This window comes from Trichocoleus sp. ST-U2 (assembly GCF_039961875.1).
Classification (GTDB): domain Bacteria; phylum Cyanobacteriota; class Cyanobacteriia; order Cyanobacteriales; family FACHB-T130; genus FACHB-T130.
This window is the reverse complement of sequence record NZ_JAMPJY010000015.1, coordinates 32443-55144: the sequence shown is the minus strand read 5'-3', so window position 1 is coordinate 55144 and position 22702 is coordinate 32443. Positions and strand designations below refer to the sequence as shown.

The window sequence follows — 22702 nt, the reverse complement described above, 5'->3', positions numbered from 1 at the left end:
CGAATAAATACTCGTTGCTCAAACAAGATATACTAATACCAGTGATATTCGCTAAAATTCATCAAATCATCTTGGGTGGAATTGATTACCGTTGTCTTCGTTAGATGCTCATGCATAAATAGCAAAAGTCCAAAAAAGTTGGGCAATAAGTCTTTACTGGTCACAAAAAATAGATCAAAGCCAAGCTTGAAGAACATAACAACTATACCTATTGTGAAGCCAATAGCCATACCAATTGCGCCAGCTGCACTGCTGTCTTGTGAAATGGCACTGAACATGGAAAACATTAGGACTAAAAATGGAAATAGCCCACCTAGTCCAATTGCTAGAGGCTTCGCAATTGCTCGTCCAACAAGCTGCCCTAAACTGGGTAAAGTATCACTGTCGCTAACAATTTGCATACCTAAAAGACGTTTTGTTAGATCCTGCCCACAATTTTTGAATGCTAACCAAACCCAAGAATAACCCCAAATGCCTACCATAAGTAGTATCCCAAAAGTCATGGCAACTGGGTTATTTCCATTATCAATAAGCATCAATAGCATAGCGGGTAGGACTAAAATACAGTCAATTACTACACCTAAGATGCGGCGGTAGAAGTTGACACCTAGTACCCGTCTTACCAAAATAGATTCAGAGTTCAACAAATCTCTCAGCTCTGGATCATTCTCAGCAAATTTCTGGGCTTCTTCAAACTTTTGCTGAACCTCTTTCAGGATCTTCCGAGCTTCCCTCTTTTTGTTCGCTTCTAGAAGTGCAGTAATTTCTGGAAACCTCTCCTCTGCTTGAGAACTGACAACAATTGCCATAAAAGAACGAGCTGTTTGATTTGAGGGTTCTTGGCTTAAAACTCCTCGCAATACTGCCTCAGCATCTCCCCAAATTGAATGTTGGATATAAATATCAGCAAGAGTCAATTTGTAGCCTGAATTATTAGGTTCAAGCTGAATAGCTCGATTGATTTGGAGTACAGCATCACCCCATTGCTCGGCGGCAGCTAAGTACTGGCCCGCATCGGCATAATACTCGGCTTTCTGAGGATTGCAGCGGACTGCTTGACTAGCTGCATAGATCGCTGTTTGAAAGTCATTCCAATAGTAGTTTGCACGTCCATAGACTTCCCATGCTCGCTCGTTTTCAGGAGAATTTTCAATTAGGCGTTTACCAGCCTGAATTGCATCTAAAAAACGTCCTGAGTCAATTAACTGCCATAGCTCCTCTAATGTTGGTATTGCAACTGCTGTAGCTTGCTGCTCTGGAGTAGCTGTTCTCTTCCACTCAGCTAATTCCTGGTCATACTTAGCACGAGCGTCAGGATCCAAAAGAATTTTTCTGGCCTGGGTAATCCAATCAAGTCGCAAGTTGATATCTTCAAGCTTTTTCCCAGTTGCAGCATTGACGCGAGCTTTAGTACTTGCAAAAGCCTTAAGGAGTGATTTACGGATTTCGTCAATACCCAAACTAGATTGAAGGTCTAAAACTCGGTAGTAGTCAATAAAGTCAGAGGAGGGGATTGTGGCTGTCATACCTTTGTACCTGAATTGTCGTTGCTTGGACTGGAATGTGAACCAGCTAAAATAAGAGTTCCCAAAATGGTGCAGAAATAAACACCTATGTTATGGAAGCTTGACAATACGATTGTGCCCTTGCTTCTCTATGAATCATTTCCTAAACGGCAATTAGTAATTGAACCCGAAGCAAAACCTAAGTGCTATCCACGTGCATATATGTCCATAGATCAGCTTCGTTCATGTTGCGTTCATGTGATTTTTAATGCAGTATAATTACTGAGTAAGTTTTTTGTAAAAATACACTGCAACCCGAAATCATTACTGATCTAGTGGTGAAATCGCAGTATCACCCACCTTTCCCTTCACTTCAACACGATAGCCATTGGTTAAAAAGTCCTTCTGCAACTGAGGATAGAGTTCCGCAAATCGTTCAACAACTTCTGGATTTGCTTGCATCCATCGCCTCACAGCAAATTCCCAACGTTCATATTCACACCTTGCGCGCTCCCTCATATCAGCAGTAATCTGCTCTTGACGTAAAATCTCATCCGTTTTGAGCTTCAAACGTGCTCTTGTTGCTCCTAAGTCTCGGTGAAGCATTTGTTGTTCCTTTGGCCGTTCGGGCTGTCGTTGTTTAATTAATTCCCTTCGTTCCTGATAAACGGAATCTTGCTGTAATGCTTTGATTTCATGACGTTGCCGTTCTTTGAGTTCTGCAACAACTTGTTCCCAGTGAATTTCCTTTAAAGCATCTCCCCACGCCATTACTACGTTGACCAGAGCCGCTAATCCTGCTGCTGCAAAGACTGTCATCTGCCATACTGGATTTGCTGCCGCTTTAGGAGGTAATAAGCTAATTAAACCTGGTGCTGCAAAAAATGTCTCCAGTAAGACGATCGCAATTGAAATCCATGTAGCTGCGTCTCCTGTACGAATACGTACCCAAAATGGAATCGTATTCGCAAGCTTTTGGTCATCTTGAAAACTTCTTGGTGGGTCGCTACGGCGTACTCCTATGACCATTCCAAAGAGACCGTTATATTCTCCTAAGTTTATGCAGATTGCACCTGCTAATCCAAGAATCAATAACGGAGTTTGCTCATATGTAAGACTTTGAATATCAAGTCCCAGAAATTCAGTAATTCCTAGAAACAACATGAGAGAAAGTCCAACAGTTAACCATTCATGCCATTCCGGTGGTACTGGCTTAGGAGGTAGCTCAATTGCAATCAAATCGCTTTCAGAATCCGAGTCTACTTCGGGAATGGTGGCGATCGCTTCCTCCAGTTCTCCTACCTTCTCCGCCAAGTTTTCTTGCTCAATACGGAGTTTTGCTAACTCTTCCTCTTCACGGCGAACTCGATGTGTGGCTGCTAACACCACCCAGTAAAGTCGTTGGAATAGCTCCTGCTGACTGTACTCTAGAAGCTTGGCAAGTGGATGGGTATGTGAATCAGCGAAGAGAGATTCTTTATCAAATGTACCGAGAGACCAGTGAACATAAGGAGCATCCCAGAAAAACCTTCCAGTCAACGAAATTAACCAACGTAAAAACTTGCTCATTCCGATGTCTCCTAAAATTTCCTAAGCAATTGAATCCATTCGTTGTAATCTGCGCTAGCAAATTCCACGTGATCGCTAATTGGAGTAAATCCTTGTGAAATAGGAAGGCGATTGTTAGAACTTAATCCTAGGAGATAAAGATGAGCATTTTGTAGGTTCTGTTTGGAAAGCGAGCTACATATCTCCCGAACACGCTCAATTATTTGAGGATCAGAAGTACCATTCGTAACAATATAGAAATGAATAGGCTGCTCACCATTGCTGGTAAGAACACGATCCCTAAATCTTTGAACGCTAGCTATTAATTGAGTTTCATTGGATGAAATTGGATCAATTTTAGAAGTAGATTGATCACCATCAATAACATTACGTAGCTCTTGAATTGCACGTCGTGTTGGGCGTTTAGAAAAAACGACATTAATTCCTGAATCTGAGATAAAGCTAACCTCAACTAATTGATGAGATCTGACTTTTTCAGATGTGTAATAAAGTATGTCCTCAGTGGTTGATACAATTTCAGGAGTGTTGGGCTGAAAAACAAATTGCACAAGGCTTGAACCTGCTTTAGTCGGCTCAACCTGTGCTTGCGGTGCCGACCTAACGATTGATGACTGAGTAAATCTACTCGCGAACCAAAAAGAAGCTAGTAGAAAAGCTGTAAGGAAAATGAATTTGGGACGCATAGTTTTCATCCTTTTGTGCTTTAACTGCTAAGCATTGCTTGAAATAAAAGAATGAGTACCTTTTATAAATACACTTTTTGGATTAGCTATTTGAGTACAATTCTTTGTTGCGTTCAGCATGAAAAGTTAAGCTTAAATATTTTAGATTTTTGAAATCTACCTAGCTCAATGGGCAGTACGGATTCAAATAACAACCCTTGAAAATAGGGGTTCTGACCCTATTTGTTTGTTGTAGAAAAAGATAGCCAAAAGACATTTGGGCAATAATCCAACATGGGTTGAATATATGAAGCTCCGCACTGCCAGATTCCATCACTTCATGATTTGCCTTGTAGTAGCGTAATAATTGGCTTTTATCATGGCCTCAGACTCTGTTGACGCTTGACCAGCATATTCACTCCCAACTTGTACTCGACCAGCACTCTTATCCCAATAAACGTAGAAAGTTGCGTTAGTAGGTGTCGTCACCTCACCGATCTTGTTAGCGCTCATATTGCATCTCCTTGCAGGTTGCTCAGCTTTGCAGACTGAGTAGCTGGCTCCCTCCTTCTTTTCCTATAAGGTTTGCTTATAGGAAACCATATAATTCTCTGGCTACTATAAAGGAATCAAGTAGCATAAGCTACTTTTTCTTTCATTGCACCAGAAGAATTAGTGGTAAGTCCGCTCACTCAGCTTTGAAAACACTGTAGATAAAAAAGTGTACGCACCACAATGGACACTTCTGGGCATAATTCCTTTAGAAGGTGTACGCAGTGTACGCACAGATCAAAGCTCAGCTATTTTGGGGAAAGTATGAATCGTCAGCAGTTTGAACAAGCACTCGCGAAACTAAAGCGTGCTCCTCGCCGAGAGGAAGTATTAAAGTTGGTCTTGACAGACCATACATCTTTTGAAGCTGCTCAGGTTTTGAAAATTCATCCAGGTACAGTTAGAAAGCACATTGAAAGAATTTATGAATTATTTGGTATTCAAAGCGACTTTGAAGGTGACCGCTTATCAATGCGCCAGAGGTTAATAGACCTATTTACTCAGTTTCGATCTGATTTGATTACAGAAAATTTAGAAGGGCTGGAATATCAAGATTTGCCCTCATTAGATCCTTCTCAACATAAGGCCCGTTACTCTTTTGAAGAATTGCTGGACATTTCTAACTTCAAAGGACGAAAAGAGGAGATAAAGGTTTTAAAAAAGTGGATTTTAACTGATAGATGCCGATTAATAGCTATTTTGGGAACTGGTGGAATTGGCAAAACTACGCTGGCATCCAAGTTGATTGAACATATTCAAAATGATTTTGAATACATAATTTGGCGTTCGTTCAAAAATTCTCCCCAACCTGAACTATTACTTGCAGATATAATTCGATTTATCGCGAAACAAGAGTATAACGTTTCGCTCGAAAACTCGGTAGATAAGGTTTCACTTTTAATCAATTATTTAAGAAAATTTAGATGTTTGTTAGTGTTTGATAATATTGAAACAATTTTTTGTGATGGTGAATATGTTGGAAAATATTTTAAAGGTTGCGAAGTTTATGGAGAGCTTTTTCATCGCCTGTCAGCAGAGCAGCATCTTAGCTGTTTGCTATTAACAAGCCGAGAGAAGCCAAGAGAAATCACTTTTTTAGAGGGGGATACTTCACCAACTAGATCCCTCGATTTGCACGGTTTTCAAAGTGAAGAAATGCTAGAGATTATCCAGGGTAGGGGAAAATCCTTTTCCTTGGACGAACAATGGAAAACATTGGTCGAAACTTATCAAGGAAATCCTTTAGCTTTACAATTAGCGGTTATCACTATAGAAGAATTATTTGACAATAGGGTTGATGCGTTTAATCAGCAGGCTAATAGAATATTTGATGATATAGAAGGATTGATAAGCAAACAATTTAATCGTTTATCAAAGCTAGAAAAAGAAGTCATTTACTGGCTTGCTATTGGACGTGATTATACTTCATTTGCTGATCTGAAACATGCCACTATATCCTTAACACTAAGTCGTAAATTAGGCGAAACAATCAAGTCATTACTAAGACGATTTTTAATAGAAAAAAGTCCGGATGGATTTTATCTGCAAAGCCTCATTTTAGAGTTTGTTACAAATAAATTTATTGAAGAAGTTTTCAGTGAAATTGAAGCTGGAAAAATAGAACTGTTCTATAAACATTCTATCGTCAAAGCAACTTCTAAAGATTATATAAAAAAACTTCAGAAAGATATAATTCTTGGTTCTTTAGCTGAAAGATTAGTGTCTTTTCTGGGACGAGAGAGAACGAAGGAGTTGTTGGTATACATACTAGAGACTTTGAAAGGACAGCCTATCAATGTATCGGGATATGCAGGCGGAAATATTATTACGCTCCTGGCACACCTCAGTTTTGAGTTAAGCGAATTTGATTTTTCTAGCATGACCCTTTGGGAAACGGACTTGCAGAACACTAATTTGCAGAACGTAAATTTTTCACATTCTGACTTAAAAAGTTCTATTTTTGCTGATACTTTTGGAAGTATTCTCTCTCTTGATCTAAGTTCGGATGGACAAGTGCTTGCAGCAGCTACTTCAAACGGGGAAGTCCGATTATGGAATATAGTTGATGGAAATCAGATTATGGCTCATAAATGCCATACAGGCTGGGTTCGTTCAGTTGTATTTCATCCAAATCAAGCTCTAATAGCGAGTGGAGGAGATGACCAAACGCTTAAGCTTTGGGATATTTCGAGTAATCAATTACCAAAGCCTCTATTTGTCCATACAAACTGGATAGGCTCAATAGCCTTTAGCCCTAATGGTCTTCAACTTGCTAGCGCCGGTGGCGATAAAACCATTCGAATATGGGACATTTTTACAGAAAAGGAGCTTAACCTTTTAGAGGGGCATACTGGTTCAATAACATCTCTTACCTTCAGTTCTTGTGGAAGATTTTTAGCAAGTGGAAGTGAGGATCAAAGCATAAGGCTATGGAGAGTTGACAATGGGCAGTGTTTGACCTTAATGAAAAATCCCTCTGGCTGGGTTATGGCAATTATCTATAGTCCAGACAATAACTCTCTAGTCAGTGTCGGAGATCATGGTGTGGTCAGAATATGGAATCCTCTCTCTGGTGAATGTGTAAAAGAGTTTAAAGAGCATTCTTATCGATTGAGAACATTGGCTTTTAGTCCTGATGGTAAAGTTCTCGCGGTTGGAGGAGACGACTGTTTGATCCGTCTATTGGATGTCGAGACAGGCCGTTGTACTCAAACTCTAGCAGGTCATTCTAGTCGTATAAGAGATCTGATTTATAACAAGTCTGGAACAATTCTAATTAGTGGAGGAGATGATCAAACAATTCGAATGTGGGAAATTAGTAGCGGCAATAGTTATAGAACTATACGCGGTTACCTGAACAGAGTTAGGTATGTTAAATTTAGTTCAATCAATAACGTATTAGCTACTAGTAGTGAAGACAGAACGATTCAGATTTGGGATGCCAATACTTGGAGGCTTCTAAAATCTTTAGAAGGACATCAAGACTGTGTAACTTGTTTGAGTTTCAATCCTATCGATAAAAGTATCATTGCTAGCGGTAGTGACGACCAACACATTAGAATATGGAACACTGACACAGGCGAATGCTTATGCATATTAGAGGGACATAGGAATTGGGTGGGAGCAGTTGAGTTTGATTCTAAAGGTCAGATTTTAGCTAGTGCTAGTGGTGATGGTTGTATAAAGTTATGGGATATAAGCAGAGGTGAGTGCCTAAAAACTCTACAAAGGCACAGCGATCGCATTTGGTGTATAGCTTTTAACCCGGAAGGCTCGATTATAGCAAGTGCAAGCAGCGATAAAACTGTAAGATTGTGGAACATTAACTCAGGGGAATGTCTTCATACTATACAGGAGCATACAGATTGGGTCTGGTCCGTTAAATTCAGCCCTGATGGTAAATTTTTTGCTACTGCTAGTGGCGATATGGCTGTAAGGTTATGGAATACTCATAATTATCAACTAGTTAAGATATTTGAGGGTCACAAGGGTCGAGTTAGATCTGTTGAATTTAGTCCTGATGGGGCTATGCTTGCCAGTGGAGGTGATGATAATACTGTAAGAATATGGAATATAAAGACAGGTGATTTAATAAGTATTTTGCTTGGGCATACCGATTGGATCTGGTCAGTTAGTTTCAATACTGATAGCAGCTTACTCGCAAGTGGCAGTTATTATTCGTCAACTAGGATTTGGAATCCTAAAACTGGTGAATGCCTCAAGATGTTGCAGTCACCTAGACTGTATGAAGGTATGAATATTACAGGTATTACTGGAGTTACGGAAGCTCAACGAAACTCTTTAGTAGCTTTGGGTGCAGTAATGGATAACTTACTTATTTAAGTAAAAAATGTTCATGAGAATTATCGATTTTCAAAAGTCCCGGTGTTTGAAATCGGTACTGAGGAAAGTGGTTTATTACATCAGTTTACACGCTATTTTTTGGTGGCAAGACCGGTGATTCGCCTTCATCTAGAACTAGCAACATACGCTCTTGCCCTTTTATCAGATAATAAATTATTTGTCGCTGTTAATGAATTAGTGTCGTTAATCCAAAAACCTTTCAAATTTTTTACGATAATGGCTTTGGGTCAATTAACATTTTGGTAGGAATCCCTTTGTAAACTATAAATTGTTTTGACTTCCGCTTTTTTTCATCCAAATAGATTAAAAGTTTGGTAGTGATAGAAGTGCCCAACGACAACATTTTGTTAAGACGACCAATAATCTGTTATTCGACATCCCGATTGGCAATCGCATTTTTAGCAGCGGTTCAGGAATCCCGATCAATAAAACCAGAACCCTCGATTGGAGTTGAGACAGGATTTTCCTTATTGTCGGGAAAGTCCCGTTATTCGACAACTAAACCCGTCACATACGGAATTCGCAACTGCTGAGTCACTTGTGCAACAACCGTTGCAATCATGAGCAGGACAATTAAGATAATAACCATTTCAGGAATGTTTCCTGCTGTCTGACTACCTACAGTATTGCTGTCCAATGAGGCTTGTTGCACGCCAATCCATCCCATCGCCCTTTCTCCCATAGCGCACTCCCCTCAAGGATTAAGAGGTTTAACCTCTGTTTGAGTTTCCAGGAGGTTCTAACTATGCTTGAAACATAAGTGCTGGATACAGTGTAATGGGATGAATATTAATGAAGCTGAAACGGCATCTGTGGGTTTATTGGGTAACTGTGGGGATTGGTCTTACCTCCTGTTCAGCCCAAACCAGCCTGTCCGATCAATCACCTGTTCAAAAACGCGAGGCTCCACTGCAAACAGTTACTCTGGATAAGGCAAACATTGTGATGGGACAAACTGTATACGTGCCCATCTACTCACATATCTATCATTACAATAACCAAGAACACGTAATAGATTTATCAGCTACGCTCAGTGTTCGTAATACGGATTTGACAAATTCAATTATTATCACTTCCGTGCGCTACTACGATACCAATGGTCAACTACTCCGGCAAGATATTGAGCGTCCAGTAGCTCTGAACCCACTTGCTTCTACTAGCTTCTTTGTAGCAGCAGATGATACCAGTGGCGGGTCAGGTGCAAATTTTATTGTAGAGTGGGTTGCACAGAAGACAGTATCTAAGCCAGTGATCGAAGCAGTAATGATTAGCACATCATCGGGACAGGGAATTTCGTTTGTTAGCCCCGGTCAGGTTCTTCAACATCGTAACAAATGACAATACCGACGCATCTAACGGATCGAGCTAAAATAACTTGCCATCAGGAGACCTAGATTCCTCATGTGCTGCTTGATCTAATCTTTCTTCCAATCCGGAATAGGTACATTTCTCGACCGGCGATCGCACTGGTGTCCGACCCGTTTCTACATCGTCATACTGGTATTTCCCGGCGTAGGAGAGCATTGATAAGGCGGATACGGCTCCTCTGACTTGTTCTGGGCGTACTTCCAAGTATTTTTGCAATTCTTCTAAGTTCCGGTGCCCGGACACTTCTTGAATGACTCGCAGCGGAATGCCTGCATCGCTCATCTGGGTCAAGGCGGTGCGTCGAAAGCTGTGAGTGCTGACTCCCTCTATCCCTAGGTGCAGGCAAGCGTCTCTTAAAATTCTGGCGGCGGAGTCTGGGTTGAGGTGTCCTTGACCGTGGCGACCGGGGAATAAGAACTTTGTTCGGGGTGTGGGGTAGTAGTCAACTAATAGCGATCGCAATTCTTCGATGACGGGGATGCAGCGAGTTGCTAGCTTGCCTTTGGTGTTTCCTTTGCGAATAATTAGATCGGGTCGCACGATACCTTTGCGATCGTAGACATCAGATGTCTTCAGGGTACAGGCTTCCCGGATGCGACAGCCGGTGTAGAGGCAGATGCCGAATAAGGCGCGATCTCGTTCGGTTTGCAAACCCGAATTGAACAGCGACTGAATTTCTGCCACAGATAAAATCTTCGCTTGACCGTGCCGATCTATTTTCATGGGCATTCCCCGGTAATGCCCATGATGTACCGCATTTGAGTAGATTCTGTCTAGCGAAAATCTACAAATTGATACGAAAACCTGAAAACAAATTTTCAGGTGTTTGGGTGCTGACTTCTGTTTGTCAGAAAGCTGGTGAGTGGCAGCTTCCTGCTTTCCCTAACTGATAAAAAACACACTGAATTAAAAAGCACACTGAATGAAAACTCAGTAAATCCCCTAGAAATCGCTGCATTGGTACGCGAAACTAGATATCATTTGGGGCTGGCTCAATTGCAGTTTGCACAAAAGCTGGGGGTGTGGTTTCAATCGGTGAACCGTTGGGAAAATGGGCGATCGCGTCCTCTGCCGATAGTGTTGAAGCAGCTTGAGGCGCAACTGCGGGAGATGGGCGATCGCGGTATTGACTTGTTGAGTCAGTATTTCCCAAAGTAACTGCCTTTTGAGCAAGGAATTGAGGTAAATCACCAATGGATGAAGTCGTCAAAAAAGTAGCAGCTTTAGGATTACCGGGAGTCATCCTGGTGATGACGATGGCAGCTACAGGTTTAACAGGTGCCGCGGCCATTACAGCTGCTTTAGCTTTCTTAGGTGGTCCGGCAGGAATGTTGGGTGGGATTGCAGTCTTAGGACTCACCGGATTGATTACCGATGCCTTAGCAAAGGTAGGACTTGAAGATTTTTTAACAGCGGTTTATTGCACTAGACGACTTCAGGAGCCACATGGAAAGCTTCTCGAAGAGATTAATTCTTTATCCCTTTTTGACGGTGACATCAAGGATAGACTCAAAAGCACCATAACAGATGGGTGTGGTTGTGCAACGGTAGCAGATGCTTACATTACAGAGATTACTAAACAAGCGATCGCTATCTTACAAAGTGTCCCTGGAATTACTCCCGCACACCATAGGGATTTCAAAAGCGCTAATCCAATTATGCGGCTGAGGGACGGGACAGCAGTGAGAACGTGGAAGAACTTAGCAGGGGTTGACCACGTTTTCTTAGCCGATAGCAATGATCGAATGATTTACGGCGGTTATGTGGGTTGGATTCATAGTGAAGGATTAAATCAAGCGAAGGCCAGAATTAGAAGAGATTTTACTTGAGATAAAACACGCGATCGCTACTGTGATACCTTCCTCCTAGCATTGGGGTATCCCTACTGGTGCGAGTTCCCCATAGCAACCAATCTCCTAAAAATATTGACTACGAAACCTATACAGACTGCTGAATTGCTACAGATTATTAGCTTTGCAACCGTCTTAGTCTTTAGGAATTGAGTTCTAGCAAAAGTAAACGTTTCGGAGCGCCGAAATGGTATGCCCTTGCAACATCAACAGATGTCATCTACAGATGCTTCTAGAAAAAACGTTTCGGAGCGCCGAAATGGTATGCCCTTGCAACATCAACAGATGTCATCTACAGATGCTTCTGGAAAAAACGTTTCGGAGCGCCGAAATGGTATGCCCTTACAAGCCTCTTAGTTTCTACGATCTGAGTTTCAGGTCAAAGACTCCGAGAGGAAATTGAGCCAGATGTCCTTGCCAGGAGGCGTAATTAGAGAGTTATCTGCAAAGAATGGGTCGGCGATGATAACTAAGCCCTTGCTCAAAAACAGCAGAGGCTTTTCAATGAATGGGTGACAACTGGGACAAACTGGAGTGCAATCTACCTCATTAGGCGTCCTCTCAAAGCTTGATTAACAGCACGCTGAATGAAAACTCAGTAAATGTACCATGTGCGATACAGCGTCTCATCGCTTAGGCTCGATTGAGAAAGCTTGGGAGACATCCTGCCATGCCCGTGTCCCATCCGCTAGAAATCGCTGCATTGGTACGCGAAACCAGATTTCGATTGGGGTTGACTCAAGCGCAGTTTGCAGAAAAGCTGGGGGTTTCATTCCAATCGGTGAACCGTTGGGAAAATAAGCGGACAAAGCCTCTGCCGATAGTGCATAAGCACATTGAAGAGGTATTAAGACAGATGGGCGAGCACGGTATCGATGTGTTGGGTCAGTATTTCCCAGAGTACGTGTTTTCAAAACAAGAACTGAGGTGAATCACCAATGGATGAAATCGTCAAAAAAGTAGCAGCTTTAAGATTACTAGGATGAATCCTAGTAATTACAATTTTAGCTACAGGTTAAAATCGATATTAACCACAATGCTAGTAAAAAAATGGAAAGATCAGACAGATGAATCAGATTAGTTGCAAATAGGCTCAAACTTACTTTCATAAATTATCTGCAATAACTTGTCATGCCAATTATTCTTCCCTTCATACTTCAAGCTGTTTTGCCCGTTATCACCATTATTTTTGCTCTTTTGGTTCCCGTATTAGCTGCTGTTATTAAATTTACATTAACTCGTATTCCTAAAATTCCTTCGTATATTCTCCTCATAAAAGTTTTGTATTCTGATATTGATTCATCTGCCAAAGAACGCAAAATTATTACTGGAGGACTCTTGCTAATTGGCAGTATTTTGTCTTTTATGGCTTATTCCCTAATACCTTGGACGGGTGTCCCTTTAATTGGTGCTGTTACCAGTCCAATTGCAGGTGCTATAGCTCTTGTAGTTGCCCTGGCCATATTAGATAGTATTTTTACTATGAATAAAGGTTATTACCTTCAGCAACTGAGAAAAAAAGGTTTTGCTGGGCTGGATGACATAGAAACTGACATTAACAGTTTGAAAAATATTTTTGGTAAGTCATGGCAAAAAGTTGCAACGACTATTAATGAGTCCACTCAGAAAATCTATGAAGAGGGTAGTAACAAAGGAGTTAACTTCCAGGATAAATCTTTTCAGAATTATCTCAATCACGAACTGGAGGGTTTAAATGTATATTTGGGTCAAGCTTCAGTAAATGAGTATCAAGGTTTAAACCTAGATTTTTTAAATCAAAATAAAGACACGGCTTGGACAAAAGAGGCGCTTTCTTTTGGTACAGGTGCTACTGTTGGGACATTAGCGGGTGTCGGGACTTCAACCGTTGCCTCATCAGTATTTGTACAAGCTAGTATTTGGACAAGTGTCCAAGGCTTGTTTGGGGTATCAACGGGTGTTGTTGTCAGTGCGTCAACTTATTCATTACTGACGCTTGCTGCACCTGTTGGACTAGGAGTATTAGCAACTGTCGGAATTTACAGCGGCTTGAAGGACAGGAAAAATAAAGAAGAAGCCGCCAAGATGAGTAAGTTTTTATCAGAAATTTTCATTGCTGCTTTACCAATGGCTTGGATAGATGGTGAATTAGCCGACCAGGAGCAAGATACTGTTGAGAGGTTAATGACTACTTCCGGTATTAGAAAGGAAGAGCGAGAGCTGATTTGGAAAGCTATAAAAGAACGTCAAACTTTTGACGAAATTATGCGGACAAGTATTCTTTTTGATGATGAACATCGGAAAAAGACTTGTAGTCAAAGCAATAACGAGCGATTGAAGCATCGCCTACTATTGTGTACAGCTTGGGAGATGGCGATCGCTGATGACAAAATCGAATGGTCAGAATTGCAATTGCATAATCGGATGGCGGATAAGCTGGGTATTTCTCGTGACGAGGTGAAGGAAATTCGTCGGGTAGTCAACCTCAAGCACGAGCGAGAGCTTTGGCAGGTGGCGGAAGAATTAAAACAAAATGGTTCTAAGACCAAAATATTAAAAAGTGTCCGCGAACAATATTATCTGCAACCAGCAGCCGATAATCTTTAGTTGAACGCAATTGCCATGACGCAATTTGGGGTACAGACATGGATAGCAGCAGCTCTCAGCGATGGCGCTGTAACAGTTGCAATAGAAGCTGTTCAACTGCGAACGCTCTAAATAGCTCATGACCTATGACCAATTAAAAAGCCCCTAGTGATGCGCTAGGGGCTTTTTGCTGCTTCCTGTGGAGTAAGGAGCGGGGGTGGTAAACATGAACTTAATAATTAGTGGAACTTATACAAAAAAATAAGGCAAAAATGGCTTCAAACTTAGACAGAGAAATATTTTCAGGTTAAATATGCATAAATCTAGTATTCACAAGGGTTTTAGGCGTTTTAGCTCATCGACCTCTTTCCCTCGTCCAGAAAGTTTTTAAGCCTTTTTAGGACTTGAAATTTGTTTCAGTCCCGTTATTTTGAGTTAATTAGCAAAAAGAGACTTGGCACGGGAACACTATATTTATAGTTCCAATTTAATAACGATGACTGTGAACCAGAAAAACGTGTCTAAACTTTTCGTACTGTTAGTATTTGGTGTGACTAACAGTTCTCAAGTAGCACAAGCTCAGCAGAATCGCTATGTAGTTAATCCGAGTAAGCCAAAAGCTGCTAATTGTGACCCGGCTTATCCTGACAAAAACATTTGCATTCCCAAAGGGATTGGGAACTCGCTAAATTGTCCAGACATTCCCTTGAAAAATCTTACTGTTAAAGCCCCTGATCCACAGGGTTTTGACAGAGACCAAGATGGAATTGGGTGTGAAGCTAGAAGTAAACCGCTGAACAGAGATACTTATAAGGCAAAGTAATTGCTTACACACTAGGATTAGCATTCCTAGCGTGGCCGTGAGCAATCAATCACACGCTATCATTAACTGACCCGAATCTAGCGCAACCAAAATGCGCCAGGTTCGGTTCTTTCATGTCAAAAGGTCAATTTCCACACGAATCTATCTCTTGAAAAAGTCCGACATATACCAGGCTTTGAGTTGTTCTCCTTTTTTAAGGATTAGCTTTGAATCTACTCTTACAGATCCGCCGTCTTTTATTTTGCGATTCTGGAGTAATTTCTGATAGTGGCAATGTTTAGCGTGATGAAGGGTAAATTGTTCAGCGTAATTGTACCTGTTGTCTCAGATAAACAACAAGTAAATTAACGGGAATCAAACGAAAATCAAGAGATAATAAAGCTATAATCCAGTCATGAAAGTTTCTTTACGTTAAAGCTTGAGTCATGAAGGAGACAACTCCCGCTGCGATGCCCCCATGCTTTGATAGATGGTGTAAACGCTTTGATGATATTTGGACACATCAAGCGCAAAAAAGGGAGTTTAGGCACTATATCGGGGGATTATTAGGAGAAAGTGAAAGAAAAAACCTGTCTCAAATGGCGGATAACGCAGTAGGAGTGAATTACCACCGATTACACCATTTCTTGACAGAAGCACCCTGGTCAGTCCAAGAGGTTAATGAGCGCCGCCTGGTGGTGATGAATCAGTGCAGTCAAACCCGAATCAGTAGAGGATTCACGTTAATTGTGGATGACTCAGGACATAGAAAAAGTGGGAATTTCACAGCCGGAGTAGGACGGCAGTACATAGGAGAAATCGGGAAGACCGATAACGGGATAGTAGTGGTAACAACTCATCTGTATGATGGCAAAAAAAGCCTACCGTTAGATTTAGAGTTATATCAGCACGCCAGTTCTTTACCGTCAGGGAAAAAAGACATTAAATTCCAGAAAAAGCCAGAGTTAGCCTTAGGGTTAATTGAACGCAGCCTGGAAAGAGGATATCGACCGGGTATCGTAGTTATTGATGCAGGTTATGGCAATAACACAACGTTTCTGCTGGAATTGGAAAAAAAGAAACTCAAGTATTTAGGAGGACTTGCAAAAAACCGCAAAGTTATTATTGAAACATCAGACAATCAACGACAAGAATTTCGCTTAGATAAATTAGCCCAGTCATTGCCTGTTGAAGCTTTTACCGCTATCCAACTCAATTTAGATAAACCCAAAAATATTTGGGTGGCAACGGTTGCCGTTGAACTATCACAGCTTGAAGGAACTCGAACTATTGCTATCGTTATGAATGCCTCGACCTTCAATGAAGCTAGTGATGTTGACTATTTTATTACTAATGTTGACTCAACCAAAGCCACAGCCGAGTGGATAGTAACTACCTATGCTCAAAGGAATTGGGTAGAGGTTTTCTATCGGGAGGCCAAAGGATGGTTAGGGCTATCTGAATATCAAGTCGGAGATTTTAGAAGCCTCCTAAGACATTTTATTCTTGTGTTTTGTGCATATACATTTATTTTATGGCACACCAAAACTGGAGGATTAAGAAGGCGGTGGACTAACAAACCTTTAAACACCTTTACTGAGGCATTATAGGCGTTTCGCACAGCGATGTCTTTCCGTTTTGTGGAGTGGCTGAACCACAATCGCGATGTATTCTTCGCGTATAAAGCTGCTTTGGGCTTTATTTGGGCTTGATATCTGTTTAAGTCCCGTTAAGTAGTTTTTCTCTATATAATTTTACCTGAATGCAGAAAAATAGTAATAACTTATTTCTTGGACGCTATGAACAAAGTTAGCAGCACTTCAGCAAATCCCAACTGCCCATGTCCTTATGATGTAGCTTTCGGGGGCAGCATTTTTGGAAGAAGAGCGGCTTATGCAAAACTAAGGGAAAGTGAGCCAGCTTGTTATCAAGGGGAGACATCTGCAAGACAATTGTGGTGGAATAGTGCCGAAACTCGGTTTGTGGAGCGCAACCGCAAAGGACAGTAACTCCCTCAATCTTGTGGGAAGAAAGTAGGTGATGCCTAAAGAAAGAAGGCACGATGGATATAGTAAAGCTATGCGATCGCTAAAAGCTCAACACCTGATTAATGCTCTACCTTTTATGGCGATCGCCGCCATGATTGGTTTTATCATTTCTCAGCAATGGCAGCAATGGCAACAAACGCGACCTAATTATGACAGTGCTGATGCAGCCCCACCTGATTATCCTGTCAAGGTTACAGCGAATCGCCACCCATCCTTACCTCAATCTGAGAATTGGCAAGTAGAGCAGGTTTTAAGTGGCGAGAGTATGATTGTCACCGCTGGGTGGAAGAAGGAGAAAGTACGCTTGTGTGGGATTGATGTCCCGGAATCCTTAGCCGACGAATCCCGCAATTACCTCAAGCAGCTCATTGACCAAGCCAAAGGAAAAATAATTGTATTGCCAACTGGACGCGATCGCTCAAACCGAATTATTGGTGAGGTATTCGTTAGCGCTAATTCAAATAACCCAAATGAGGAGACGTTTCTGAATGAAGAAATGGTGATGGCTGGATTGGCTTACCACTACAGCCAATATTCATCGGGTTGTTTAAATCGAGAGGGAATCATTCAAGCTGAAGAAATTGCCCGTTCTGAGCATCGGGGAGTTTGGGTACAGTCAAAGGATGTCTTACATAAATAAAGCTCCCTCACCATGACCGACTCACTCATCCACAATCTCGGCATGAGCGACACCGAATATGCCGTATGCCGCATACAGCAGTTAAAGTACAGTAGTAACTCAATATGCGTTGCCTGGTATCAGAGATAAAGCGATGAGCTACAGCATGAGTGATGGGCTGGAGGTAGCAAAACTTGCTGCTGCTGATATCGTTGCTTGGCTAAGCTCTAAACCAGAAACTATCAGTGTCATCAACGTTGAGAATAACCCAGCTTTCCAAAGTCGAGATATTGACCTAATCTGGACAACGCACAAGGGTGAAGTTTTGGTGGAGGTCAAGGGCGATCGCTGGAACCGAACCAACAACTTCTTCTTTGAAACCCACAGCAATCTAGAAAAGGGAACTCCTGGCTGTTTCATATACACCGAGGCAGACTGGCTGTTCTACTACTTCGTCAACACTCGACTTCTGTATAAGTTGCCAATGCCAAAAACGCGGGACTGGTTTGGCATCACAATGAATCGCTTCCGCGAACGCTCTACTACAACGCCCGTAGGAAACAGTCACTACACCACCGTGGGTCGGTTGGTACCGATTACCACGGTGATGCTGGAAGTTCCGGGTGTGGTCAGGCAGCAGCTGTAGCAGTAGAAGCAACGAGAGCGATCGCTCTTTCTATCGCATTATTTAGATTTACATCAGATGAACTTCAATTACCAGTCCGTCCCCCTGCACGTTCGCTAGCAGCTCTTCCACCGCATCGGCTACCATCGGCGGCAAGGTCATTCGGATTATTACAATTACCGCCACCAGAAGAACTGCCACCACCGCCTTCAAGTATTCGACGTACTTCCTCTTGTGCTTGCTGTGCCACTCTATCTACAGCGTTCTTTCCATCCTGTGCAGCTCTTTCTACCGCATTATTTGGATTTACATCAGATGAACTCCCGTTACCAGTCCGCCCGCCTGCACGTTCGCTAGCAGCTCTTCCACCCCCACTAATACCACTGCTTCCGGCGCTACTACCTCCAATAGGGTTGATTCTAGTAGCACTTCCAGCACTAGCACTAGCAGCAATATTGTTACTAGAAGTTGTTTTATTAGTAGCGCACAAGCTGCTTAAATCTAGGGTTGTACCAGCTTGAGTTTCCATGTAGCAATACAAATTACTAATTCTTGAGTTAGATGTAACCGGATAAGTAACAAATTGAGCAAAAGTTGATTTGATAGGAAAGAAAGCGCAAGCTGTAGTTAAAACTAGAGTTAAGCGTGTAAATTTGAGCATGGCGTTGTTAGCAGTGCAACTAAGGCTAGGGTTCCCGCCAAAAGAAAGCCACTAACAATTAATTATTTAGAGGCTGATAAATTTATCTGAAATTTACACAAATTAGAAGTTTATGAAGACTAGATGTAGATAAATCTTCATAGCCATCCTTTGTGCGATTGCACCTACCCAAACGGTTGCCCCCAGCGTTCCCAGTTTTCTTTGTTGAAAGGCGATTTCCATTTTTGAATAAGCGCTTGCTCCAGCTGCTGCCGAGGTTTAGTTTCAGATGGCGCATCCCACCAAAACGCCATATTCACTACTGTCTTTACCCCATGTCGATAATGCAAATCTTGATATTTTTCAATGTAGCGCTTACAATCATGCACGCCTTTCCAGCGCTTATTCGAGCGGCACGTCTCACCGATGTAGAGGATGAGGTCAGCAGCAGTGTCCAACACGAAGTATATACACGCCTCGCCCACTCCATCCACTGGCACCCGATGGAACGACATTGGCTTTAAATTCAACCGAAGTGGATCTATCGCATCTGGGTCACAATGCACTGGTGCCAGGTCGAATAATGTCACCTGCTGCACTGGTTGACTCTCTCTAGCGCGTTGTTGGTGAGTAGCAATTTGAGCTTTCCACTTCATCAGTGCATCAGCATCCATTAGCAGCACTTCAGGTCTACTACGGCTGGAAGGGAGCTGTGCTGCCGAAAACAGTTCCAGTTGATTTGGTTCCAATAGAGTTTTTTGAACTTCGACCAGCTAATGATAGATCCCCGCTTAACTAAAAGCGATTTTTAATGATGCGATCGCTCTTAGTTCTAGAGGAAACTTAAATAAACCAACTGCGAGACTATGCCGAAAATTCCAAAGTGCGATCGCTGCCTCAATAATGCCCGTAGTCCACATCTAGTCTGTGCAGACCACCCCACCGGGTCAGAGGATAACTTCTGCCCAGACTTCACCCCAGACCCCAACGCCGAACCTGAAGAACTGTGGGAGCCGGAAGGAGCCAGTTATTACAATGGCGAACTGATGAAGCAACCTAAGCAGCGTTGGACACCAGAAGAACAGCTGGAGCGATTGGACTATCACCCGATGTTTACGGGGCGCTGTCCTAGTTGCGAGATGCCTTTCCCCAAATATGAAACGCCCCCGGTGCATTGGGACTGCAAACAGTGCGGGTGGATGGATGATAGTGTGTGAGCGATCGCACTTGGCAATTCAATGAACAATTCAGAAATAGTTGACCAACTAAAATCAGCATCCGACGGCTTGCTATGTATGAGCGAGTCAGAATATCCGTTTGAGGTTTTTTTATGGGAATCACCAGATAAAACATCTCTTACAAGAGAAAATCTCACAACACAAAAGATTCTGGAACTAACAGGACAGCCTCAAGATACGCCCGTCGAAGTTGTAACAGTTGATGATTTCTTTAGGGTGGCAACGACTGAGCAGGATTGGTATGGAGAAGAAGAACTCGCCACGCTCAAAAACTACCAAAACTTGGTAGAAACACTTAATAAAAATCTCAGTAAACTAAAGGTTTACCGAATTGGTGAAATTGAAATTAATGTCTATATTGTTGGTCAAAATTCAACAGGTGATTTAGTAGGTCTTTCAACTAAAGTAGTGGAAACATAATGCGCTCACTGGTCATCCACCTTACTTTCAATCACCCTTTGAACACGCGGGTCAACATTGGAGAGAAAGTCATAACCCGTCAACTTTTCTAGTTGGTCAACACTGACTCTATAAGTTCTCCAATCGTTGTCAACTGCATCCTGGTTAGGAATATTTACAGCAATGACGCGAGTATCAGCTATCACATCGCCCCACAAAGCACCAGGGCTGTCTAAAACGACAACAATCTTCCAAGTTGTTGCTGGAATCGTCACCTTACCCTTGAGCGGCTGCTTTTGACTGCCAGCGGTTCCTGCAATGATATAAAGTCCCTTGCCTTGGCTCACCAGTTCCCGGCTATAGTCCTCTAGGTTCCCCCAGGTGTTGCGGTTGTTATCGGGTGTCTGGGGCATCATGTTTGTCATTAAAAAGGTTGCCGCGTTATCCGCTACTGTCCGCGTGCGGTCGGCTGAAGGTACGATATGCCCCCTGTCATACCCAGAGCCAGAGTAAAAAGTGGGCGTTACTCGTTCCCAACCAGGAGGGAGTGAAGGGTCAGGGCGAAAGTTATCCTGTCGGTCAGCACTACCAAGCCAAGATTTATTAAGTTGCCAACTAGCCCAGTTTGCAGTTCCCTTGCTTCGGTTGTAGGAGAGTACATATTGAGGCTTCACCATTAGGTAGTTATCGGGAGTAGCAACACTCTCTGTCGCACCGCTGGGATTTCCTAGCATCAAGTGAACGCTCTTTAAGCTAGAACTGGGTGTACTAACTTTGGGTGTGGGCTGCTGTACTGGTGTTTGTGGTGACTGAGTGGCTGGACATCCAACCAACCCAAGCAAGACCAACGCGATCGCTAACACTCGAACGCGATGATGAGCGAATAGATTTTTGAGAGTTTTCAACGGATTAGCACTTCCCTTACAACAAACGTGTCTCTGAGTTCTAGGGGATAGTATAAGATTGCGCTTGCTCCCCTTTCTTTAGTTCGCTTCGGGTAACGAAGGTGAGAAAATAGCTTTTTAGAATTCTACTTCTGATAAGTAAATGAGTCGCCTAGCCGCGAAAACTCTGGTGTTAACAGCACCGCTGCCACTGACTCAACACCCAGCAGCGGTGTATTTGGATGGGCTGGCAGATGGTTCCAGACCGACAATGCAGCACGCACTCGATGCGATCGCATCTCTCCTGACGAACAATCAGTGCGATGCGATGACACTGAATTGGGCAGCGCTGCGGTATCAAAACACTGCGGCTATCCGCACGGCACTGATGAAACGATACGCCCCAGCGACAGCGAATAAGATGCTGTGTGCGTTGAGAAGAGTGCTCAAAGAAGCGCTGAGATTGGATTTGATGGATGCGGCTGATTATGCAAAAGCTGTGGATTTCCCTAGCGTAGGGGTAAGAAAGGGACTCAGAGGACGTGCGCTTTCTCAAGATGAGATTGCAGCGCTCTTTAAGATGTGTATGGATGACCCGGCTGCCACGGGTGCCAGAGATGCAGCGTTAATTGCCATTCTGCGCGGCGCTGGATTGCGTCGGGCTGAGGCAGTCAACTTGGACTTGAAAGACTTTAACGCCAACAGCTCTAAGCTGGAAGTGCGCGACGGGAAGGGCGGGAAAGACCGGACGGTGTATCTGCCGAACGTAGCGATCGCTCTCGTGGAAGATTGGCTTGTCGTCAGAGGTAAATTACCGGGTCCGCTTTTGTGTCCTATCAGGAAAGGCGGACGGGTGGAACTGCGGCGGATGACTCCCCAGGCTGTGTTATTGATTGTGCAAAAACGCGCTACTGAAGCTCTTGTAGCGGCGTTCTCGCCCCACGATTTTAGAAGGACGTTCTGCTCAGACCTCCTCGATGCTGGCACTGATATTGTCACGGTGCAGAAACTCGCGGGACACGCATCACCAGTGACGACGGCGAAGTATGACCGACGCGGAGAAGAGACGAAGCGTAAAGCTGTGGAGCGGTTGGAGATTCCCTATACTCGGCGGGGGTGAGGGTGCGATCGCTCTCTGTGCTTATATATGTAGTGGCTTGTAAACAAGAACACTCCAACTCGCTTTCCAAGCCCATTTGGCTCAGATTAATTGCAACTGAAACCGTGCTCTGGCTCACATTATTTGCAACCAGCTTGCAATCATTAATCGTGACTCAAATTAACTGCAAATAGCCTGAAAGCCCTGTCAGTAGGCTTAGGCAATGGATACCGAAGTTAACGTACCCTAAGCTAACCGACTTCAGAAAACTGGTAACGGAATATTCTTTTCGTCACGAGTTAAAAAGCACCTAGGACGGCAAATCGTCAATGCAGACACGTGATTGCTCAAAAATGAAGCGCTTTAACTCGCAACCAAAATTTTTAACGCACAAAATACCCTTAATGGTCTGC

Annotated in this window: 18 protein-coding genes and 2 pseudogenes; 12 read left to right on the top strand and 8 right to left on the bottom strand. The window is 42.9% G+C overall.

Annotated features, from left to right (window positions below; all coding sequences use genetic code 11):
• Positions 1-32: 32 nt before the first annotated feature.
• The 3 genes from NC996_RS12460 to NC996_RS12450 form a co-directional block, all read right to left on the bottom strand.
• Positions 33-1526, bottom strand: coding sequence for a tetratricopeptide repeat protein (locus NC996_RS12460; protein WP_190690529.1), 1494 nt, complete (start codon positions 1524-1526; stop codon positions 33-35).
• A gap of 303 nt (positions 1527-1829) precedes the next feature.
• Positions 1830-3074 (bottom strand): hypothetical protein, encoded by a 1245-nt coding sequence (locus NC996_RS12455; RefSeq protein ID WP_190690528.1) that lies wholly within the window; start codon positions 3072-3074, stop codon positions 1830-1832.
• Between the two features lie 11 nt (positions 3075-3085).
• On the bottom strand, positions 3086-3766 hold the full coding sequence (locus NC996_RS12450) for a hypothetical protein (protein WP_190690527.1): 681 nt from the start codon (positions 3764-3766) through the stop codon (positions 3086-3088).
• A gap of 786 nt (positions 3767-4552) precedes the next feature.
• Between NC996_RS12450 and NC996_RS12445 the strand changes: the two genes are divergently transcribed.
• Positions 4553-8131, top strand: a complete 3579-nt coding sequence (locus NC996_RS12445) for an NB-ARC domain-containing protein (protein WP_190690526.1) — start codon at positions 4553-4555, stop codon at positions 8129-8131.
• 514 nt (positions 8132-8645) lie between these two features.
• Here the strand turns inward: NC996_RS12445 and NC996_RS12440 are convergent.
• A pseudogene (locus NC996_RS12440) lies at positions 8646-8819 on the bottom strand (sodium:proton antiporter); the annotation flags it as partial.
• Positions 8820-8944: 125 nt separating this feature from the next.
• Here NC996_RS12440 and NC996_RS12435 point away from each other — a divergent pair.
• Positions 8945-9490 (top strand): DUF3124 domain-containing protein, encoded by a 546-nt coding sequence (locus NC996_RS12435; RefSeq protein WP_190690524.1) that lies wholly within the window; start codon positions 8945-8947, stop codon positions 9488-9490.
• A 27-nt stretch (positions 9491-9517) separates the two neighbouring features.
• Here the strand turns inward: NC996_RS12435 and NC996_RS12430 are convergent, their stop codons facing one another.
• Complete coding sequence (locus NC996_RS12430) at positions 9518-10243, bottom strand: site-specific integrase (protein ID WP_190690523.1); 726 nt, start codon at positions 10241-10243, stop codon at positions 9518-9520.
• Positions 10244-10378: 135 nt separating this feature from the next.
• Here NC996_RS12430 and NC996_RS12425 point away from each other — a divergent pair, with 135 nt between their 5' ends.
• From NC996_RS12425 to NC996_RS12395, 7 genes and pseudogenes are all read left to right on the top strand, one after another.
• Positions 10379-10678, top strand: a complete 300-nt coding sequence (locus NC996_RS12425; RefSeq protein ID WP_339380564.1) for a helix-turn-helix transcriptional regulator — start codon at positions 10379-10381, stop codon at positions 10676-10678.
• Between the two features lie 35 nt (positions 10679-10713).
• The gene (locus NC996_RS12420) at positions 10714-11349 is read left to right on the top strand and encodes a hypothetical protein (protein WP_190690521.1); all 636 of its coding nucleotides are present in this window, start codon (positions 10714-10716) and stop codon (positions 11347-11349) included.
• Positions 11350-12040: 691 nt separating this feature from the next.
• Positions 12041-12301: a helix-turn-helix transcriptional regulator gene (locus NC996_RS12415; RefSeq protein ID WP_190690520.1), complete on the top strand. Its 261-nt coding sequence runs from the start codon at positions 12041-12043 to the stop codon at positions 12299-12301.
• 200 nt (positions 12302-12501) lie between these two features.
• Positions 12502-13956 carry a TerB family tellurite resistance protein gene (locus tag NC996_RS12410; protein WP_190690519.1) on the top strand — a complete coding sequence of 485 codons (1455 nt, stop codon included), beginning with the start codon at positions 12502-12504 and terminating at the stop codon, positions 13954-13956.
• A gap of 1227 nt (positions 13957-15183) precedes the next feature.
• Positions 15184-16449 (top strand): annotated as a pseudogene (locus NC996_RS12405) (IS701 family transposase).
• 328 nt (positions 16450-16777) lie between these two features.
• Complete coding sequence (locus NC996_RS12400) at positions 16778-17425, top strand: thermonuclease family protein (RefSeq protein ID WP_190690517.1); 648 nt, start codon at positions 16778-16780, stop codon at positions 17423-17425.
• A 145-nt stretch (positions 17426-17570) separates the two neighbouring features.
• Positions 17571-18050: a hypothetical protein gene (locus NC996_RS12395; protein WP_190690564.1), complete on the top strand. Its 480-nt coding sequence runs from the start codon at positions 17571-17573 to the stop codon at positions 18048-18050.
• Between the two features lie 64 nt (positions 18051-18114).
• On the opposite strand, the gene NC996_RS12390 is transcribed toward NC996_RS12395, so the two are convergent.
• Together NC996_RS12390 and NC996_RS12385 are read right to left on the bottom strand one after the other, a co-directional pair.
• Positions 18115-18558 (bottom strand): hypothetical protein, encoded by a 444-nt coding sequence (locus tag NC996_RS12390; RefSeq protein WP_190690515.1) that lies wholly within the window; start codon positions 18556-18558, stop codon positions 18115-18117.
• Between the two features lie 296 nt (positions 18559-18854).
• Positions 18855-19418 carry a GIY-YIG nuclease family protein gene (locus tag NC996_RS12385; RefSeq protein ID WP_190690514.1) on the bottom strand — a complete coding sequence of 188 codons (564 nt, stop codon included), beginning with the start codon at positions 19416-19418 and terminating at the stop codon, positions 18855-18857.
• A gap of 117 nt (positions 19419-19535) precedes the next feature.
• Here NC996_RS12385 and NC996_RS12380 point away from each other — a divergent pair, with 117 nt between their 5' ends.
• Together NC996_RS12380 and NC996_RS12375 are read left to right on the top strand one after the other, a co-directional pair.
• Positions 19536-19886, top strand: a complete 351-nt coding sequence (locus NC996_RS12380; protein ID WP_190690513.1) for a hypothetical protein — start codon at positions 19536-19538, stop codon at positions 19884-19886.
• Positions 19887-19907: 21 nt separating this feature from the next.
• On the top strand, positions 19908-20327 hold the full coding sequence (locus NC996_RS12375) for a nuclease A inhibitor family protein (RefSeq protein ID WP_190690511.1): 420 nt from the start codon (positions 19908-19910) through the stop codon (positions 20325-20327).
• A 5-nt stretch (positions 20328-20332) separates the two neighbouring features.
• On the opposite strand, the gene NC996_RS12370 is transcribed toward NC996_RS12375, so the two are convergent.
• Entirely contained in the window at positions 20333-21211 is an 879-nt protein-coding gene (locus NC996_RS12370; protein WP_242037738.1) for a DNA/RNA non-specific endonuclease, read from the bottom strand.
• A 142-nt stretch (positions 21212-21353) separates the two neighbouring features.
• Here NC996_RS12370 and NC996_RS12365 point away from each other — a divergent pair, with 142 nt between their 5' ends.
• Positions 21354-22310 (top strand): tyrosine-type recombinase/integrase, encoded by a 957-nt coding sequence (locus tag NC996_RS12365; RefSeq protein ID WP_190690509.1) that lies wholly within the window; start codon positions 21354-21356, stop codon positions 22308-22310.
• The last annotated feature ends 392 nt before the right edge of the window (positions 22311-22702 follow it).

Bases quoted from the DNA above. Each gene is read 5' to 3' on its own strand.
- NC996_RS12365 (WP_190690509.1), top strand. From the start codon at position 21,354: ATGAGTCGCCTAGCCGCGAAAACTCTGGTGTTAACAGCACCGCTGCCA.
- NC996_RS12380 (WP_190690513.1), top strand. From the start codon at position 19,536: ATGCCGAAAATTCCAAAGTGCGATCGCTGCCTCAATAATGCCCGTAGT.
- NC996_RS12430 (WP_190690523.1), bottom strand. From the start codon at position 10,243: ATGAAAATAGATCGGCACGGTCAAGCGAAGATTTTATCTGTGGCAGAA.
- NC996_RS12390 (WP_190690515.1), bottom strand. From the start codon at position 18,558: ATGGAAACTCAAGCTGGTACAACCCTAGATTTAAGCAGCTTGTGCGCT.
- NC996_RS12400 (WP_190690517.1), top strand. From the start codon at position 16,778: ATGCCTAAAGAAAGAAGGCACGATGGATATAGTAAAGCTATGCGATCG.
- NC996_RS12375 (WP_190690511.1), top strand. From the start codon at position 19,908: ATGAACAATTCAGAAATAGTTGACCAACTAAAATCAGCATCCGACGGC.
- NC996_RS12395 (WP_190690564.1), top strand. From the start codon at position 17,571: ATGAGTGATGGGCTGGAGGTAGCAAAACTTGCTGCTGCTGATATCGTT.
- NC996_RS12460 (WP_190690529.1), bottom strand. From the start codon at position 1,526: ATGACAGCCACAATCCCCTCCTCTGACTTTATTGACTACTACCGAGTT.
- NC996_RS12445 (WP_190690526.1), top strand. From the start codon at position 4,553: ATGAATCGTCAGCAGTTTGAACAAGCACTCGCGAAACTAAAGCGTGCT.
- NC996_RS12420 (WP_190690521.1), top strand. From the start codon at position 10,714: ATGGATGAAGTCGTCAAAAAAGTAGCAGCTTTAGGATTACCGGGAGTC.
- NC996_RS12450 (WP_190690527.1), bottom strand. From the start codon at position 3,766: ATGAAAACTATGCGTCCCAAATTCATTTTCCTTACAGCTTTTCTACTA.
- NC996_RS12455 (WP_190690528.1), bottom strand. From the start codon at position 3,074: ATGAGCAAGTTTTTACGTTGGTTAATTTCGTTGACTGGAAGGTTTTTC.
- NC996_RS12410 (WP_190690519.1), top strand. From the start codon at position 12,502: ATGCCAATTATTCTTCCCTTCATACTTCAAGCTGTTTTGCCCGTTATC.
- NC996_RS12435 (WP_190690524.1), top strand. From the start codon at position 8,945: ATGAAGCTGAAACGGCATCTGTGGGTTTATTGGGTAACTGTGGGGATT.
- NC996_RS12415 (WP_190690520.1), top strand. From the start codon at position 12,041: ATGCCCGTGTCCCATCCGCTAGAAATCGCTGCATTGGTACGCGAAACC.